This window comes from Phenylobacterium sp. (genome assembly GCF_036501465.1).
Lineage (GTDB): Bacteria > Pseudomonadota > Alphaproteobacteria > Caulobacterales > Caulobacteraceae > Phenylobacterium.
In genome coordinates this window covers 25523-42303 of record NZ_DASYAF010000160.1, presented here as the reverse complement: position 1 = coordinate 42303, position 16781 = coordinate 25523, and the positions used below count along the sequence as shown (strand labels likewise).

Here is a 16781-nt window from a genome sequence, read left to right as displayed (position 1 = left end):
GCGTCCCATAGCCAAGATAAGACGGCTCGGCCTATCGGAAAAGCCACTTTCTTACAAAGGGTTCCGTCACAATTGGGCTTACAGCGTTACGCCGGCGAAACAGTCCGCTCACGTTCCTCGAGATGGCCGTCCCTGAGCGCGAAAACCCGGTCCATATGGCGGGCCAGATCGAGGTTGTGGGTAGCGATCAGCGCGGCGACGCCGGTGCGCTTGGCGAGCCCGTAGAGGCTCTGGAACACGGCGTCGGAGGTGTGCGGGTCGAGGTTGCCGGTGGGCTCGTCGGCCAGCAGCAGCCGCGGTGAATTGGCCAGCGCCCGGGCCACGGCCACCCGCTGCTGCTCGCCGCCGGACATCTGAGCCGGCTGATGCTGGACGCGCCCGGCCAGGCCCAGCTCGGCAAGGATCTCCGCCGCCCTCCCCTGCGCCTTGGCGCGCTGGATGCCGGCGATCATCAGCGGCAAGGCCACGTTGTCGAGCGCGCTGAACTCGGGCAGCAGATGATGGAACTGGTAGACGAAGCCGATCGCCCCCAGCCGCACGCGCGAGCGGTCGCGGTCGTTCATGTCGGAGCAGTCGCGGCCGAGGATGGTGATCCGCCCGGCGTTGGGATGCTCCAGCAGGCCCGCGGCGTGCAGCAGGCTGGACTTGCCGGAGCCCGAAGGGCCGATCAGGCCCACGATCTCTCCCGGCTGGACATCGAGATCGACGCCGCGCAGCACCGGCAAACCGCCCGCGGCGGTGACATAGGTCCGCTCCAGGCCGCGGATCGACAGGACCGGCTCACTCATAGCGGAGCGCCTCCACCGGATCGAGACGCGAGGCCCTGAGCGCCGGCGGCAGGGTGCAGAGCAGGGAGGCGGCGAGCGAGAAGGCGACGATGATCGACACCTCGGTCCAGTCGACCTTGGCCGGCAGGTGATTGAGGAAATAGACGTCGGAGGAGAACACCGACTGGCCTGTGACGTACTCCACGAAGTCCTGGATCGGGGTGATGTAGATCGAGACCAGCGCCCCTAGCGCCAGGCCCGCCGCCGTGCCCAGCGCGCCGATCGCGCCGCCGGCCATGACGAAGATGCGCAGGATGGCGCCCTGCCCCGCGCCCATGGTGCGCAGGATGGCGATGTCACGGCCCTTGTTTTTCACCAGCATCACCAGGCTGGAGATGATGTTCAGCGCCGCGATCACCACCAGCAGCATGAGGATCAGGCGCATGACGTTGCGCTCGACCTTCAGCGCGCCCCAGTAGGAGGCGTCGCGCTGGGTCCAGTCGTTGACCAGGGCCGCTGGGCCGGCGGCGCGGTTGATCGCGGCCTTCATGTCGGGCGCCTTGTCCGGATCGGTCACGCGGATCTCGATGGCGTCGACGGAGCCTTCGCGGCCGAAGAACAGCTGGGCCTGGGCGAGCGGCATGAAGATGTAGGCCTGGTCGTACTGGCTCATCCCGGCGGAAAACAGCGCGCCCACCTGATAGACCTTCTGGACCGGCGTGCCGCCGAAGGCCGTGGCGCCGCCGCTGGGCGATATCAGGGTGATATTGTCGCCTACCCGCACGCCCAGCTGCTCGGCCAGCCGGTCGCCCACCACAACCACGTCGCCGCCATAGTCGCCGGCGCCGAAGCCCTTGATCGAACCCTTGGTGATGTTGCCGGCGACGATCTTCGTCCGCGCCAGGTCCTTGGGCGTCAGGCCCCGGACCATGGCGCCGGTGACCTGGCTGGGGCCCATGGCGATGGCCTGGGCGTCGATCACCGGGAAGTCCTGCACCACGCCGGGCACCCTGGCGATCTTTTCGACGGCGAGGTCGCGCGCCTGGGCGTTGTCCAGCAGGCCGCCGGTGACGAAGACGTGGCCGTTGAAGCCCAGGATCTTGCCCAGCAGTTCGTCGCGGAAGCCGTTCATCACCGACATGACGATGATCAGCACGGCCACGGCCAGGGTGATCCCCACGAAGGAGATGATCGAGATCAGGGCTACGCCGCCTTCGCTGCGCTTGGCGCGCAGATAGCGGCCGGCCAGCATCCGCTCCCACAGGCCGAAGGGCGGCGCGGAGCCTGTTGGCCCTGAAGCTACCCCCTGGGCCTGGCTCAACCCGCGATCGCCTTCAAGGCGGCGTCGAGCGGCAGGGTCAGGCGCTCGCCGGTGGCGCGGCGCTTGATCTCCACGACGCCCTCGGCGACGCCCTTGGGGCCGACGATCAGCTGCCATGGGATGCCCACCAGGTCGAGGCTGGCGAATTTTGCGCCCGGCCGATCGTCCCGGTCGTCGTAGAGCGGGTCCAGGCCCAGGTCGGTCAGCGCCTTGTAGGCCTGCTCGGAAACCTCGTCGCAAGCGCCGTCGCCGACCCGCAGGTTGACGACCGCCGCGCCGAACGGCGCCACTGCGTCAGGCCAGACGATCCCGGCCTCGTCATGGCTGGCCTCGATGATGCCGCCCACCAGGCGCGAGACGCCGACGCCATAGGACCCGCCGTGGATCGGGACGTCCTTGCCGTCCGGGCCGGTGACGAGCGCCTTCATGGGCTTGGAGTACTTCTCGCCGAAGTAGAAAATGTGGCCGACCTCGATGCCGCGAGCGGTCATCCGCTTGGCTTCCGGAACCTCGGCCTCGAAGCGGGCGGCATCGTGCATCTCGTCGGAGGCCGCGTAGAGCCTCGAACGCTGGGTCACCAGGGGCTCCAGGTCGCCGTCCCAGTCGATATCCGGTCCCGGCGCGCCCATCTCCACGAGATCGCCGTGGGCGAAGACCTCGCTCTCGCCGGTGTCGGCCAGGATGATGAACTCGTGGCTGAGGTCGCCGCCGATCGGGCCGGGATCGGCCTTCACCGGGATCGCCTTCAACCCCAGCCGCGCATAGACATTGAGATAGGCCAGGAACATCCGATTGTAGGATTTGCGCGCCGCCGCTTCGTCGATGTCGAAGCTGTAGGCGTCCTTCATCAGGAACTCGCGGCCGCGCATGACTCCGAAGCGGGGACGCCGCTCGTCGCGGAACTTCCACTGGATGTTGTAAAGGTTCTTCGGCAAGTCCTTGTAGGATTTGATGTAAGCTCTGAAGATCTCGGTGATGACCTCTTCCGCGGTGGGGCCGTAGAGCAGGTCGCGGTCGTGGCGATCCTTGATGCGCAGCATCTCGTCGCCGTAGTCGTCGTAGCGGCCGCTTTCGCGCCACAGGTCGGCGAGTTGCAGGGTGGGCAGCAGCACCTCGATGGCGCCGGCCCGGTTCATCTCCTCGCGCACCACCTGCTCGATCTTCTTCAGCACCTTCAGGCCCAGCGGCAGCCAGGCGTAGATGCCGGCCGCCTCCTGGCGGATCAGGCCGGCGCGCAGCATCAGCTGGTGGGAGACGATCTGGGCGTCGGCGGGCGCCTCGCGCAGGGTGGGCATGAAGTAGCGCGACAGGCGCATGGGGTCAGACGCTTTCCAAATAGGACGCTTGGGCCAGGAAGAACCTTAGGCGGACGGTCCTGATAGCCTTCGCCCCCCTTGTTTTGCAAACGGGTTGGCGGCTTTGCAAACGGCTTGAGGCGTAACGCCTGAGCTTAGCTGTGGGGTCCCGGCAGCTTGCTGAGGTCGACCAGGTGGAAGTGGACCACCAGCCACAGCACGGCGAAGACGATGGCCGAGACCCAGGTGGTGGTGATGAATTTGCGCTTCAGCTTGGGATCGACCGGCGCGCCGGGATCGGAGCCGTCGTTGGGCAGGCCGGCGTCGGCGCGGCTCTGCACCCCGATCGGCAGGATGGCGAACAGCACTGTCCACCAGATGGTCAAGTAGATTGCGATGAGAGTGATCGGGCCGCCCATCAGTGACTCGCTTTCGGCTCGGCCATGAGTTCGACCAGCACGCCGCCCATGTCCTTGGGGTGGAGGAAGATCACCGGCACGCCGTGGGCGCCGATGCGCGGCTCTCCGGTCCCCAGCACGGTCGCGCCCTTCGCCCGCATGGCGTCGCGCGCTTCGATGATGTCGGGCACCTCGAAGCAGACGTGGTGCTGGCCGCCCTTCGGGTTCTTCTCCAGGAAGGCGGTGATCGGAGATGCGTCCCCGTAGGGTTCGATGAGTTCGATCTGGCTGTTGGGCAGGTTGACGAAGCAGACCCAGACGCCTTGCTCCGGCATGGCGAAGCGGTCGGAAAAGGAGGTCGCGCCCAGCACGTCGCGGTACATGGCGACCGAGGCGCCGATGGAGGGCGTGGCGACGCCCACATGGTTCAATTTGCCGATCATGAGGCGGGTATAGGCCCGCTGTCCGCCGGCCGCTACTGCGCCACCGTCATTGGGTCGAAAGCGCCGCGTTGTCGTTGCCGGCCCGGGCGGACTTGGCGCGGCTGGGATCGATGTGAAAGGGCTCGAAGACCGCGCCGGTGGCGAAAAGAGCCTCGATCCGGTCCTCGGCCACACCCAGCTCGCGCAGGATCTCGGAGGAGTGCTCGCCCAGGTCCGGCGTCGGGCGGCGGAAGCCGGCGGGCGTGCGGGAGAAGTCGGCGTAACTCCGCACCCCACAGATATCGCCCAGCCGTGGGTGGCGCCAAATCTCCAAAGTCCCATTGTCCCACAGCCACTCGCTCTCCAGCGCCTCGGCGGCGCGCAGGGCGGGCGCGGCGGCGACCCCGGCCCCGAGCAGGCTCTGGACCGCGATGTCCCGCGGCCAGGCGATCAGGGCGCGGGCGATGACGCCGGCGAGTTCCCCATCGCGCGGCGCGGTCAAGGGGTCGTCGCCGAGATCGATCCCGAGCGTCTTGCCGAGCGCGCGGGCCGCCTCGGCGCGGTCGCAGACCAGCGCCAGCCAGCCGTCGGCGCATTCGTAGAAGCGATGCAGGGCGCGCGGGCCCAGGCAGTCGCGGCCGCCCAGGTCGTTCGGCGGCCGGCCGGCGTAGTCCACCACCTCGGCGAGCTGGAAGGTCAGGCTCTGGGCCATCAGGCTGGTGATGATCTCCTGGCCCTCGCCGGTGCGCTCACGGGCGTTCAGCGCAGCCACGACCGACATCGAAACGACGGCCGCGGTCGCGACATCGTTCACCGGGACGGTATGCAGGATCGGCTCGTCGTCGCCGCCCTGCGCCTGCTGCATTCCGCCCTCGGCCTGTAGGAGGGGGTCGAAGCCCGGCAGGGTCATGCGCGGTCCCTTGTCGCCATAGGCATTGATCGAGCAGGAGATGATCCGCGGGTTGATACCCTTAAGGGTCGCGTAGTCGACGCCCAGTCGCTTGCGGACGCCATAACGGTAGTTGTCCAGCACCACGTCGGCTTGACGGACGAGGTCGTAGAACAGCTCGCGCGCCGCCGGCTGCTTCAGGTCGAGGCCCAGGCCGCGCTTGCCGCGGTTGTAGGCCATGAAGCCGCCGTTCTCGGAGCGGAACGGGTCGCCCTCCGGCGGTTCGACCTTGATGACGTCGGCGCCGAGGCAGGCCAGCACGCCGCCGCCATGGGCGCCGGCGATCACCGTGCCCAGGTCCAGCACACGCACGCCATCGAGCGGGGTCGCGGCCTCGCCCTCCCCACTGGCCACCGGCGGATCGCGCGGCGGCCATTCGGGTGGCTTGTCGATCGGCTGGGCCAGGCCGCGGATCGAGCCCGGCGTCTCGCAGAGCCGGGCTGGCGGCGCAGGGATCGCCACCTCGCCCAGAGTCGGGTGGCTGAACACTTGGCGCAGCTCGCCACTGGCGATGGTCTCGCCGGCGAACCAGGCCTCGCGCGAGCCGACGGGCGCGCAGGGCACGCCGTGATCCTGCAGGATCTGCAGCCATTCGGTGCGCGGCTTGGCGTGGAAGACGGTTTGCAGCAGTTCGCGGGCGCGTGGCGGATCGAGCGCCAGCGCCTCGAAGTGATCGGCGAGGCCGACAGCCTCGAAGCATTTGAGGTAGAAGCTGGCGAACAGGCAGCCCAGGAAGAACCACTGGCCGTCGGCGCATTCGTAGAGCCGGTAGCTGGGCGAGGCTCCGAGCGGCTGGCCGCGTGGCAGCGGCGGCGCGGCCAGGACACGCACAGGGCCGGAGACCTCGGACAGGGCGTTGAGGCCGCTGACGGTCACCGCCTGGCCCTTGCCGCTCTTTCGGCGCTCCAGCAGAGCCGCGCCGATCGCCGCGGCGCCGAGCACGCCCTGGCCATACCAGATCAGCGGCAGGACCAGGTGGATCGGCTGGTCCGAATAGGCGCCCTGCCGGAAGGCGACGCCGCTCAGCGCGGTCAGCAGACTGTGGTGCGGCGCGATCCCGCTCCATTCGCCGCGCACGCCATAGGGCGGCAACCAGGCATGGACCAGGCCGGGATGGGTCTTGGTCAGGGTCGTAGCGTCCAGGCCCAGCGTCTCCAGCCGGCCAGGCGGATCGCTGAAGATCGCGACGTCGGCGCCGGCGATCAGATCGAGGGCGTCGGCCAGGCCGCGCGGCGTGTCGAGATCCAGGGTCGCGACCTGCTTGTTGCGGTTGAAAACCTGGTAGCCGGGATGGTCCTTCAGCCGGTCGCCGCCGGGCGGTTCGAGCTTGACCACCTCGGCCTCGAAGTCGCCAAGGAACATCGCCGCCATGGGGCCGGAAATCCCCTGGCTGAAGTCAGCGACGCGGAGTCCTCGATAGGCGGACAAAGCTTGGGCCTCCCTGACCCGGCGGCTATGAAAGCCAGGACGGGGCGGATCGACAAGCCCTACTGCCTACGGATCGAGGGACCAGCCGCCATGAGAACCGCGACATTGGGCCCCTTGGGCGAGGTCAGCCGGCTGACCCTGGGCGGCGGCGGCATCGGCCAGATCTGGGGCGAGAACACCAAGGATGAGGCCTTGGCCACGCTCGCCGCCGCCATCGACGGCGGGATCACCGTGCTGGACGCCGCGCCCATGTACCGCAATTGCGAGGCATTCATCGGCGAGGTGTTTGGCGGGCGGCTGCCGGCGGGTGTGAAGATCACCACCAAGCACCAGTTGGGCTCACCGCCGGCGCCGGAGGTGGGCGCGCGGCTGGAAGCATCGCTGGCCGAGAGCCTGGCGGCTATGAAGCTCAAGCGCGTGGACCTGTTCTTCCTGCACTCCAACATCCACCTGGACGGCTTCAGCTACGCCCATGGCGATGCGCACAAGGACGCCTTTTCCACCGCCTGGTCGCTCTATGCCGATGAGGTGGCGCCGGCGATGGAGCGGCTGAAGACGCAGGGGCGGATCGGCGCCTGGGGGATCACCGGCATCGGGGTTCCGACCGCGGCGCTGGCGGCCCTGGACCATTCGCCCCGGCCCGACGCCGTCCAGGCCATCGCCAACCTGATGGACAGTCCCGGCGCGCTGCGGCGCTATGCCGAGCCGGCCCGGCCGCGGGAGATCGCCGCCGCGGCCAAGGCCCGCGGGATCGGCGTCATGGGCATCCGTGCAGTGCAGGCCGGGGCGCTGACCGCCGGCGTCGACCGGCCGCTGTCGCCCAACAATCCGGACAACACCGACTTCGCCCGCGCCGCCGGCTTTCGCGCCCTCTGCGTCCAATGGGGCGAGGATCCGGCCGTCGTCGCGCATCGCTATGCGTTGGGCATGCCCAACATCGACACCGTGGTGCTCGGCGTGAAGAACCGCGCCGAGCTCACACAGTGCCTGGCCGGGGAAGCCGCCGGCCCGCTGGAGGCGGCGCAGGTCGCCGCGATCGACGCCCTGGGGCTGGCCAAGGCCTAGCGGCCCTTCTTCACGAACTCGGCGACCAATTCGGCGATCTCCTTCGGGTGCTCCAACTGCATCAGGTGGCCGGCGTCTTCGATCACCTCACGCCGCGACCCTGGGATCAGCGCCTGGGCCGCGCCGCTGGTCGCCTGGTTGTCGGCGATGTCGTGGTCGCCGATCAGGATCAGGGTCGGGACCTTCAGGCCCTGCATCTTCGGCAAGTCCGACGGCCACGGCTTGATCGGATCCTTCATCTGGTGGCGCAGGTCCTGGGGGCTGGCCTTCAGGATCGCCAGCGCCTTGGCCTTGGCGGCGTCGTGGCCGGGCGCCATCACCCAGCCGGACTTGGCGGCGTTGTCGACCACCGCGTCGAAGTTGCCGAGGATCATTGGCATCATGATGTGGGTGACCGCCTTGCTGAAGGCCTTGGTGGGCTGAAAGCCGTTCAAGGAGGGCCCGGAGATCACCAGCCGGTCGACCTGGTCCGGATGCAGGATGGCGTAGCTGACCGCGAGGCCACCGCCGAACGAGAAGCCGACCAGGCTGGCGTGGTCGATCTTCGCCGCCGCCATCACGGCGGCCAGGTCCTCCTGCGGCGAATAGGGCGACTTGGCGGCCGGCGACCTGCCATAGCCGCGCCGGTCGTAGCGGACGACGCGGAAGTCGCTGCATAGGATCGGCCACATGTCGTCGAAGCTGGCCGAATTCACCACCCCGTCGTGGATCAGGACGATGGCCTGGGGTCCGTTGCCGCAGGTCTGGTAGTAGATCTGGCCGCCGTCCACGTCGACCATGGCGGCCCGCGCCGCGCCCGCTGCCAGCGCCAGGCTTAACCCAAGCGCCATCATTCGCCCGATCATCGGTCGTTCTCCTTCGTACGGTCTCAGAGGTGGATCAGATCAGCTGGCTTCGCGCAGCGGCTCCGCGCCTTCAGCGCGTTCGTCGGGGATGAATTCGAGGATGTCGCCGGGCTGGCAGTCCAGGAACCGGCAGATCGCCTCCAGGGTCGAAAACCGCAGTCCCTTCACCTTGCCCGATTTGAGCAGGGAGAGGTTCGCCTCGGTGATGCCGATGGCGCGGGCCAGGACATTCGAACGCACCTTGCGCCGGGCCATCACCACATCGAGCCGCAGGACGATGGCCATCAGATGAACCCTTCGCGGTCTTCCTCGATCTCGTGACCTGCCTGCATGACCAGCGCGATCACGAAGACCACCGCGCCCAGGATCAGTTCCTGCACCGAGGTCATGTGGGCCCACATCTTGTCGATCTCGTAGCCCGTGGCGCTGAGCACCAGGTGGCAGAGGAACGGCGCGGCGGCGTCGGCGATCAGGCAGACGCCCATGATCTGGATGAGCTGCGCGTTGCGCGCGGTGAACACCTGGCTGCGCCCATAGAGACGGAAGAGTTCACGCAGCGCCCAGAACAGCACGATCACCGGGAGGCCTCTGACGATCACGTCCGGCACATAGGCCAGCTTCTGGGCGAGCCGCCACGTATGGAACGGGACGAAATCCGGCGGCAGCGGCTCACTGGTGATCAGGCCGCCGCGCGGGCCTACGGCGAAATTCTCCCCCCGATAGAAGAAGATCACCCAGAGACTGAAGATGACGAAGGCGACGTTGAGCGCGCACAGAGCGGTGAAGAGGACCTCGAACGCTCGACTGGTCCCGCGGATCTTGCGGACGCTCGGGCTGGGCGCCGGACGCGGCGGCGCGATATCGACGACAGAGGCCATGACGCGGTCTCCCTAAGAAGGCAGACTAACCGTATCGCATCAATTTATTTCTGCAAAACGATAATTCTTTAAAACCACGCTCAGATGGAATCAGCTACCCTCTGGGCATGCGGCAGGAAACGGTCACGATTGAAGGCCCCCGGGACTTCGAGCTGGATCGGGACCGCGATCACCCTCTGACCTATACGATCACCTGGCCGGATATCCTGCCCGCGCCGGGGCTTGCGCTGGTGATCGGCGGTTGCGGCGGAGATGGTGAGACGTCCGAAGGCCGCAGCCGCAATACCCGAGAATATATCACCGCCAATTGCGGCCTGGCCGCGGTCACCGTCGACTATCACTGCATCCAGACCCGCACCTGGAACGGCGGCTCGATCGATATCAACGCCAAGGAACACTATGCGCTTATCGGTATGGCCGCTGTGGCGGGTCTTCCGCTCCAGAACGCCACGGATATCGGCGCTCTGACGACGGCGCTGGGAAAGTCTGGAAACGCGGTCGCGGCCTACGCCAAGATCAAGCCAGGCCGCGGCGAGTACCAGAATTTCGGCGTCTTGCAGGCGATGGATCATCTGGCCGTCGTCGGGCACCTGATCGCGCAGGGCGGAGCGTTCGACACGACCCAGATCTTCGCCCTTGGCGGTTCGCACGGAGGCTACATCGCGCACATGATCGCCAAGATGGCCCCGGGCGTCTTGGCCGGCATTGTCGACAACTCGGGCTACACCCAACCTCCGATCAGCTACCTGGGATTTGGAGCCAGGGCCGAATACGCCGCCAACTACAACGGCGTCACCTTGATGTGCCATGTGGAGGGGGCGTGGTCATACGATCACCGGCTGGACCGGAACTTCTACGATCGGAACCGGGACCTCATCCGCGACATCGCCTACCCTCGGCATTTGAAGATCATGGCTGACGCCGCCGACGGCGCCGCCATGGCCGTCTCGATGGTGAACTGCGCGAAGGACGAGATAACGCCGCCGGAGGAAAAGCAGCGGCTGGCTGACCGTCTGAATTCCATCGGCGTGCGCACCAGGCTGCAGATTGTCCAGGCCGAAGACATCGATGGCGTGCTCTTCAAGGAGTACGCCCACTCGCTCGCCCTCTCCTTCAAGCGCCTTTTCGTCCGCGATTTTGCCTGGCTGCGCGAAGCGAACGGACATGGAAACGGCCGCTGGGGAGGAATGGTCGAATATCCGTGCATCGACGTCGGCTACCGGTTCAGCCTGACGCATCGCGAGCCCTATGTGGTCGGAGAGGTCTTAGAGCTCTTCTGATCAGAGCCGTAGCACCGTCGTCTCCACCACGGGCCGCCTGCCCCAGATGCGGTGGCTGGCTTTTTTCACGGCCCGCGAGATGGCGGACTCGACACTTTCATCGAACTCACGTTCCTCGCCGCGCAGGCGCTCCAGCGCGCGTTCCGCCTCCTCGGCCAGGTCGTCGAGGATGTCTTCCAGCGGATAGTCGGGCTCCGAGGGCAGGCCCAGCGCCCGCACCTGCGGCCCAGAGGCGACCTTGTTCTTGCCGTCCAGGACGACGGAGACGCTGAGCATGCCGTTATAGGCGGCGTGGCGGCGCTCGCGGAGCGCATCGCCGTTCTCCGGCGTGACCATGCCGCCATCGACGTAGAGCCGGCCGGCCGGAACCTCGTCGATGATCTGGGCGCGCCCGGGCGCCAGCAGCACCATGTCGCCGTTCCGGGGAGTCACCTGTTGCGGCACCTGCAGGTCGCGGGCGAAGGCGGCGTGCTCCAGCAGGTGACGGCGCTCGCCGTGGGTCGGCACCGAGATCTGCGGCCGGGCCCAGCGGTACATCTCCGCCAGTTCGTCGCGACACGGGTGGCCGCTGACGTGAATGCCGGGGTGGTCGCGCTCGGTGTAGAGCCGCACGCCGCGGTCGGCGAGCCGGTCCTGCAGGTTGCGGATCGGGATCTCGTTGCCGGGGATCACGCGGCTGGAGAAGATGCAGGCGTCGCCGGCGCCCAGATTGACCAGCGGGTGCGAACCGTCGGCGATGCGCGAGAGCGCCGCGCGCGGCTCGCCCTGGCTCCCGGTGCAGAGGTAGAGCACGCGTTCCGGCGGCAGGTGGCGCGCCTCGCCGTCGTCCAGGAAGGGCTGGAGGCCCTGCATCAGGCCCACAGACTTCGCCGCCGAAGACATGCGGTGCATGGAGCGGCCCACCAGGCAGACGCGTCGCCCCGCCGCCTCGGCTGCGCGGCAGATGCTATCCATCCGCGCCACGTTGGAGGCGAAGCAGGCGGTGGCCACCTTGCCCTTCAGGCTGGCGATCAGCGGCGTCAGCGTGGCGCGCACCCCGGCCTCGGACCCCGCGTGGCCGTCGACGAAGACATTGGTCGAATCGCAGACCATGGCCAGCACGCCTTCGTCGCCCAGGCGCTCGATGGCGTCGCGATCGGTAGGCGCGCCCAAGAGCGGGTCAGGATCGATCTTCCAGTCGCCGGTATGCAGGATGGTCCCGAGCGGCGTGCGGATCGCCAGGCCGTTCGGCTCCGGGATCGAATGGGTGAGCGTGATCAGCTCAAGCTCGAAAGGACCCAGCGAGATCTGCCCGCCCAACGGCACTTCGGTGATCTCCACCTCGTTCAGCAGGTCGGCCTCGCGCAGCTTCTCGCGCAGGATGAAGGCGGTGAAGGGCGTCGCATAGACGGGCGCCTTCAACCTGGGCCACAGCCAGGCCACCGCGCCGATGTGGTCTTCATGGGCGTGGGTCAGCACGATTCCCAGGATCCGGTCGGCGTACTGCTCGATGAACTCGGGGTCCGGCAGGATGATCTCGACGCCGGGCGTCGTCTGGTCGCCGAAAGTGATCCCCAGGTCGACCACGATCCAGCGCCGATCGTGCGCCGGGCCATAGCCGTAGAGATTGAAATTCATCCCGATCTCGTTCGACCCCCCGAGCGGGAGGAAGACGAGCTCGTCGTCCTTTTTCTTGGGCATGGGCCTCTATCTGGTGTTTCGCCGCCAGATTTCGAGCAGGCCGCGGATGGTCAGGTCAGGATCGAACTTGTCGATGGACATCGTCGCCCCGTGGAACAGCGAGGCGACGCCGCCGGTTCCGATGACGGTAAGCGGCTTGTCCCACTCGGCCTTGATGCGGGCCACCAGCCCCTCGATCATGCCGATATAGCCCCAGAAGACGCCAGACTGCATGGCCACCACCGTGTCTTTGCCGACCACCTGCTGCGGCTTCTGGATCGCCACCCGGGGCAGGCGCGCGGCGGCTTGGTGCAGCGCCTCCATGGACAGGTTGATGCCGGGCGCGATCACACCGCCCTCGAAGGCGCCGTCGCCGGCGATGATGTCGAAGGTGGTGGCCGTGCCGCTGTCGATGACGATCAGGTCGCCCGGGTATTCCACGTGCGCGCCCACGGCGTTGACCAGGCGGTCGGCGCCCGCCTCCGACGGCTTGTCGATGCGCACCTCGATACCGAGGTCGACGTTCTCGCCGATCACCATCGGCTCGACCCTGAGGTAGCGGCGCGCCAGGTTGCGCAGGTTGAAGATCGACTGCGGCACGACGCTGGAGATGATGCAGCCGTTGAACACGCCCAGCTGCAGTCCGGCCATGCCCAGGAGCTGCGATAGCCACACGGCGTATTCGTCGGCGGTGCGGGTGGAATGGGTCGCCGTGCGCCACTGGGCGATCCAGGTTTTTCCGTCATAGACGGCGAAAAGGGTGTTGGTGTTGCCCTGCTCGATGGCCAGCAGCATCGCCTAGACTCCCGCGCCGAAGAAGACGTCGCCTGCCGTTATCCGCTCCAGGCCGCCGTCGTCCAGCCGAAGCCGCAGGGCGCCGTCCGGATCCATGCCCTCGGCGACGCCCAGGAGGGTGCGGTTGGGCAGGCGCGCCTCACAGCGCTGGCCCAGGCCCTGGGCGCGCTCGGTCCAACCCTCGGAGATCGGCGCGAAGCCCTGGGTGGCCCACAGCCGGCGCCAGGATTCGAAACGAGTGGCCAGGATCTCGACGGCGTCGGCGGGCTTTGGCGGCGGGGCGGCCATGTGCTCGGCGAAGCTAGTGGCCGGCCGCTCGGTGTCGGCAGGTGCGTGCGCCAGGTTCACCCCGACGCCCACAGCCAGCCACAACCGCCCGTCCGGGCGCGATCCGCTTTCCACCAGGATGCCGACGGCTTTCCTGCCGAACACCAGCACATCGTTGGGCCACTTCAGCCGCGCTGCGCCCGGGCCCAGGCAGGCGTCGGCCAGATCGCAGGCGGCGAGCGCGGCCACGAAGGAGAGCTGGGCGGCCTCAGCGGCGGTGACGTCGGTGGTGGTCAGCAAGGTGGCCGCCAGGTTGCCGGTCTCGGTGGACCAAGCCCGCCCACGACGGCCGCGCCCGGCGGTCTGCCGCCTGGCGGTGATCCAGACCGGGCCGCCCTGCCCCACCTCGGCGCGCCTGCGGGCCTCGGCGTTGGTGGAGTCGAGCTCTTCGTACGCCTCGATCGGCGGGTGGTCCGCCAAGCGCTTAGGTGAGGCCGAAGGCGTGGGCGGCGTTGACCGCGGCGCCGTCCAGCCAGTGCAGCGCGATCATCACCACTGGGAAGGTGAACAGCGCCAAGCCCACGCCGATGGCCTTGGCCTCGACCGGCGGGGCGTCGGTGGCCGACTTGGCCTCATCGAACCACATCACCTTGATCAGCCGCAGGTAGTAGAAGGCGGCCACGACGGAGCCCACCAGGCCGATCACCGCGGCGACTTCGTCCAGCACGCCAGCCTCCAGCGCCGCCTTGAAGACGTAGAACTTGCCGAAGAAGCCGGAGAACGGCGGCAGGCCGAGCGCCGAGAGCGAAAAGGCGGTCATGGCCAGCGCGATTCCCGGCTGTTCCTTGAACAACCCCGCCATGTCGTCGATCGTCTCCATGGCCCGGCCCTTGCGGGTTAGTGCGGTCAGGCAGGCGAAGAAGCCGGTCACGTCGATCATGTAGAGGATCATGAACATCAGCATGGACTGGACGCCGTCGGCGGTGCCCGCCGAAAGCCCGATGATCGCGTAGCCGACATTGGCGATGGAGGAATAGGCCCACAGGCGCTTCAGGTTCCTCTGGGCCAGGCCCGCGAACGCGCCGACGCCCACCGAGATCAGGCCCAGCGCGACCAGCACCTGCTGCCACTGGACGATCGCCCCGCCGAAGCCCTGGCTCAGCAGGCGTGCGAACAGCACCATGGCCGCCAGCTTCGGCGCGGCGGCGAAGAAGGCCACGACTGGGGTCGGCGCGCCCTCGTAGACGTCCGGCGTCCACATGTGGAACGGCGCGGCGGAGACCTTGAAGCCCAGGCCGCAGATCAGGAACACCAGGCCGAACAGCACCCCGGTGGAGGCGCCGCCCTTTACGGCGAGCGCGATGTCGCTGAACACCGTCGAGCCGGCGAAGCCGTAGACCAGGCTCGCCCCATAGAGCAGCAGGCCCGAGGACAGCGCGCCCAGCACGAAGTACTTCAGCCCCGCTTCCGAGGCCTTGGCGTTGTCACGGTGCATGGCGGCCAGGACGTAGAGCGCCAGCGAATGCAGCTCGACGCCGACGTAGAGCGAGATCAGGTCGCCGGCCGACACCATCATGCCCATGCCAAGCGCGGCCAGCACGATCAGCACCGGGAACTCGAAATTGTCGACGCCCTGGCGCTTGAACCAGCGCTGGCCGAGCGGGATCGAAATGGCGCTGGAGGCGAAGATCGCCACCTGGGCGAAGGCCGAGGCCTGGTCGGCGATCAGCCCGCCGGTGAAGGCCCGGCCAAACGGGCCGGTGGCGGCCTCGAAGGCGGCGGCGGCCAGCACCAGCACCGACGCCCAACCCACGGCCTGGCTGGCCTTGGGGGCGAAGGCGCCGGCGACCAGCAGGACCAGGGCTCCGATCGCCAGGACCAGTTCCGGAGCGGCGAGGCCGAGATCGGCGGAAAACCCCATCTGCATCAGCCTCCGATGGCCGCTTGGTAGGCCGCAACGAGATGGTCGACGGAGGCCTGGGTCAGGTTGAAGACGGTCCCGGGCTGCACGCCCAGCACCAGGGTGGAGGCGATGAGCGGAGCGAAGATCGCCACCTCGCGCCAGTCGAGGTCGGCAATGGTCTGGAGTTTCGGGTTGGTGATCGTGCCGAACACCACGCGTCGATAGAGGGTGAGCGCGTACATCGCCGAGAAGATCACCCCGGTGGCGGCCACGAACACCGTCCAGGTCGAGACGTGATAAGTCCCGGTCATGGTCAGGATCTCGCCCACGAAACCGGAGGTGCCCGGCAGGCCGACGTTACCCATGGTGAACAGCATGAAGGTCGCCGCGTACCAGGGCATGCGGTTCACCAACCCGCCGTAGAAGGCGATCTCGCGGGTGTGCATACGGTCATAGACCACGCCGACGCAGAGGAAGAGCGCGCCGGAGATCACCCCGTGGCTCAGCATCTGGAAGATCGCGCCCTGTTCGCCGACCGCCGTGCCGGAAAAGATACCCATGGTCACGAAGCCCATGTGGGCGACCGACGAATAGGCGATCAGCTTCTTGATATCGACCTGCCGGAAGGCGACCAGCGAGGTGTAGACGACCGCGATCACGCTGAGCGCGAAGATCAGCGGGGTGAACATCTGCGAAGCCTGCGGGAACATCGGCAGGCTGAAGCGCATGAAGCCGTAGCCGCCGAGCTTCAGCAGGATGCCCGCCAGGATCACTGAGCCCGCGGTCGGCGCCTCCACGTGGGCGTCGGGCAGCCAGGTGTGGACCGGCCACATCGGCATCTTCACGGCGAAGGAGGCGAAGAAGGCCAGCCACAGCCAGGTCTGGAGCCCTGGGCTGAAGTGATAGGTCATCAGCTCGGGGATCGAGCTGGTGTGGCTCACCCCGATCATGGCCAGGATCGCGGCCAGCATCAGCACGGAACCCAGCAAGGTGTAGAGGAAGAACTTGAAGGCCGCGTAGACGCGCCGCTGGCCGCCCCAGATGCCGATGATCAGGAACATCGGGACCAGGCCGAACTCGAAGAAGATGTAGAACAGGATGATATCCAGCGCGCAGAACACGCCGATCACCAGGGTCTCGAGGATCAGGAAGGCGATCAGATATTCGAGCACTCGCTTCTGGATCGAGGTCCAGGACGCCGCGATGCAGAGCGGCATCAGGAAGGCGGTCAGCAAGACGAAGAGGACGGAAATCCCGTCCACGCCCATGCGATAGTGGAGGCCGGCGAACCATGGCGCCTCCTCCACGAACTGGAAGCCCGAGGTCGCCGGGTTGAACTGGACGACCAGCAGCACCGACAGCGCGAAGGTCGCGATGGTGGTGACGAGCGCGATCCACTTGGCGGCGCGCACCGTGCCGGGATCCTCGGCCTTGCCGAAGAAGCGCAGCGCCAGGATCGCGGCGACGCCGATCAGTGGGGCGTAGGTGATGAGGGAGAGAATGGGCATG

At 67.6% G+C, this 16781-nt stretch carries 16 protein-coding genes; 2 read left to right on the top strand and 14 right to left on the bottom strand.

Annotated features, from left to right (window positions below):
- Positions 1-86: 86 nt before the first annotated feature.
- From VGL85_RS19070 to VGL85_RS19045, 6 genes are all read right to left on the bottom strand, one after another.
- Positions 87-788, bottom strand: coding sequence for an ABC transporter ATP-binding protein (locus VGL85_RS19070; RefSeq protein ID WP_331590592.1), 702 nt, complete (start codon positions 786-788; stop codon positions 87-89).
- Entirely contained in the window at positions 781-2019 is a 1239-nt protein-coding gene (locus tag VGL85_RS19065; protein ID WP_331590613.1) for a lipoprotein-releasing ABC transporter permease subunit, read from the bottom strand. Before VGL85_RS19065 ends, VGL85_RS19070 begins: the two co-directional genes overlap by 8 nt.
- 65 nt (positions 2020-2084) lie before the next feature.
- On the bottom strand, positions 2085-3404 hold the full coding sequence (proS, locus tag VGL85_RS19060; protein ID WP_331590591.1) for a proline--tRNA ligase: 1320 nt from the start codon (positions 3402-3404) through the stop codon (positions 2085-2087).
- Positions 3405-3538: 134 nt separating this feature from the next.
- On the bottom strand, positions 3539-3802 hold the full coding sequence (locus tag VGL85_RS19055; protein ID WP_331590590.1) for a DUF1467 family protein: 264 nt from the start codon (positions 3800-3802) through the stop codon (positions 3539-3541).
- Positions 3802-4224 carry a methylmalonyl-CoA epimerase gene (gene mce, locus VGL85_RS19050; RefSeq protein ID WP_331590589.1) on the bottom strand — a complete coding sequence of 141 codons (423 nt, stop codon included), beginning with the start codon at positions 4222-4224 and terminating at the stop codon, positions 3802-3804. Before mce ends, VGL85_RS19055 begins: the two co-directional genes overlap by 1 nt.
- A 46-nt stretch (positions 4225-4270) precedes the next feature.
- Positions 4271-6580, bottom strand: a complete 2310-nt coding sequence (locus tag VGL85_RS19045) for a CoA transferase (RefSeq protein WP_331590588.1) — start codon at positions 6578-6580, stop codon at positions 4271-4273.
- Positions 6581-6670: 90 nt separating this feature from the next.
- Between VGL85_RS19045 and VGL85_RS19040 the strand changes: the two genes are divergently transcribed.
- Entirely contained in the window at positions 6671-7645 is a 975-nt protein-coding gene (locus VGL85_RS19040) for an aldo/keto reductase (protein ID WP_331590587.1), read from the top strand.
- Here VGL85_RS19040 and VGL85_RS19035 read toward each other — a convergent pair.
- Genes VGL85_RS19035 through VGL85_RS19025 form a run of 3 tightly spaced genes read right to left on the bottom strand, consistent with a single transcriptional unit; the run spans position 7642 to position 9368 of the window.
- Positions 7642-8490 (bottom strand): alpha/beta hydrolase, encoded by an 849-nt coding sequence (locus VGL85_RS19035; protein WP_331590586.1) that lies wholly within the window; start codon positions 8488-8490, stop codon positions 7642-7644. The two genes, VGL85_RS19040 and VGL85_RS19035, sit on opposite strands and share 4 nt — an antisense overlap.
- A 39-nt stretch (positions 8491-8529) precedes the next feature.
- A complete protein-coding gene (locus tag VGL85_RS19030) occupies positions 8530-8775 on the bottom strand; it encodes a helix-turn-helix transcriptional regulator (protein WP_331590585.1) in 246 nt (81 codons plus the stop codon).
- A complete protein-coding gene (locus tag VGL85_RS19025; RefSeq protein ID WP_331590584.1) occupies positions 8775-9368 on the bottom strand; it encodes a DUF2975 domain-containing protein in 594 nt (197 codons plus the stop codon). Before VGL85_RS19025 ends, VGL85_RS19030 begins: the two co-directional genes overlap by 1 nt.
- Positions 9369-9475: 107 nt before the next feature.
- On the opposite strand from VGL85_RS19025, the gene VGL85_RS19020 reads away from it, so the two are divergent.
- Positions 9476-10648, top strand: a complete 1173-nt coding sequence (locus VGL85_RS19020) for a DUF2920 family protein (RefSeq protein ID WP_331590583.1) — start codon at positions 9476-9478, stop codon at positions 10646-10648.
- On the opposite strand, the gene VGL85_RS19015 is transcribed toward VGL85_RS19020, so the two are convergent.
- The 5 genes from VGL85_RS19015 to VGL85_RS18995 are packed head-to-tail and all read right to left on the bottom strand — an operon-like array spanning position 10649 to position 16780.
- Positions 10649-12328, bottom strand: coding sequence for a ribonuclease J (locus tag VGL85_RS19015; RefSeq protein ID WP_331590582.1), 1680 nt, complete (start codon positions 12326-12328; stop codon positions 10649-10651).
- A gap of 6 nt (positions 12329-12334) precedes the next feature.
- Positions 12335-13102: a type III pantothenate kinase gene (locus VGL85_RS19010; protein ID WP_331590581.1), complete on the bottom strand. Its 768-nt coding sequence runs from the start codon at positions 13100-13102 to the stop codon at positions 12335-12337.
- A gap of 3 nt (positions 13103-13105) precedes the next feature.
- Positions 13106-13849, bottom strand: coding sequence for a biotin--[acetyl-CoA-carboxylase] ligase (locus VGL85_RS19005; protein ID WP_331590580.1), 744 nt, complete (start codon positions 13847-13849; stop codon positions 13106-13108).
- A gap of 4 nt (positions 13850-13853) precedes the next feature.
- Positions 13854-15290: an NADH-quinone oxidoreductase subunit NuoN gene (gene nuoN, locus VGL85_RS19000; RefSeq protein WP_331590612.1), complete on the bottom strand. Its 1437-nt coding sequence runs from the start codon at positions 15288-15290 to the stop codon at positions 13854-13856.
- Between the two features lie 5 nt (positions 15291-15295).
- Entirely contained in the window at positions 15296-16780 is a 1485-nt protein-coding gene (locus VGL85_RS18995; protein ID WP_331590579.1) for an NADH-quinone oxidoreductase subunit M, read from the bottom strand.
- Between the last annotated feature and the right edge of the window lies 1 nt (position 16781).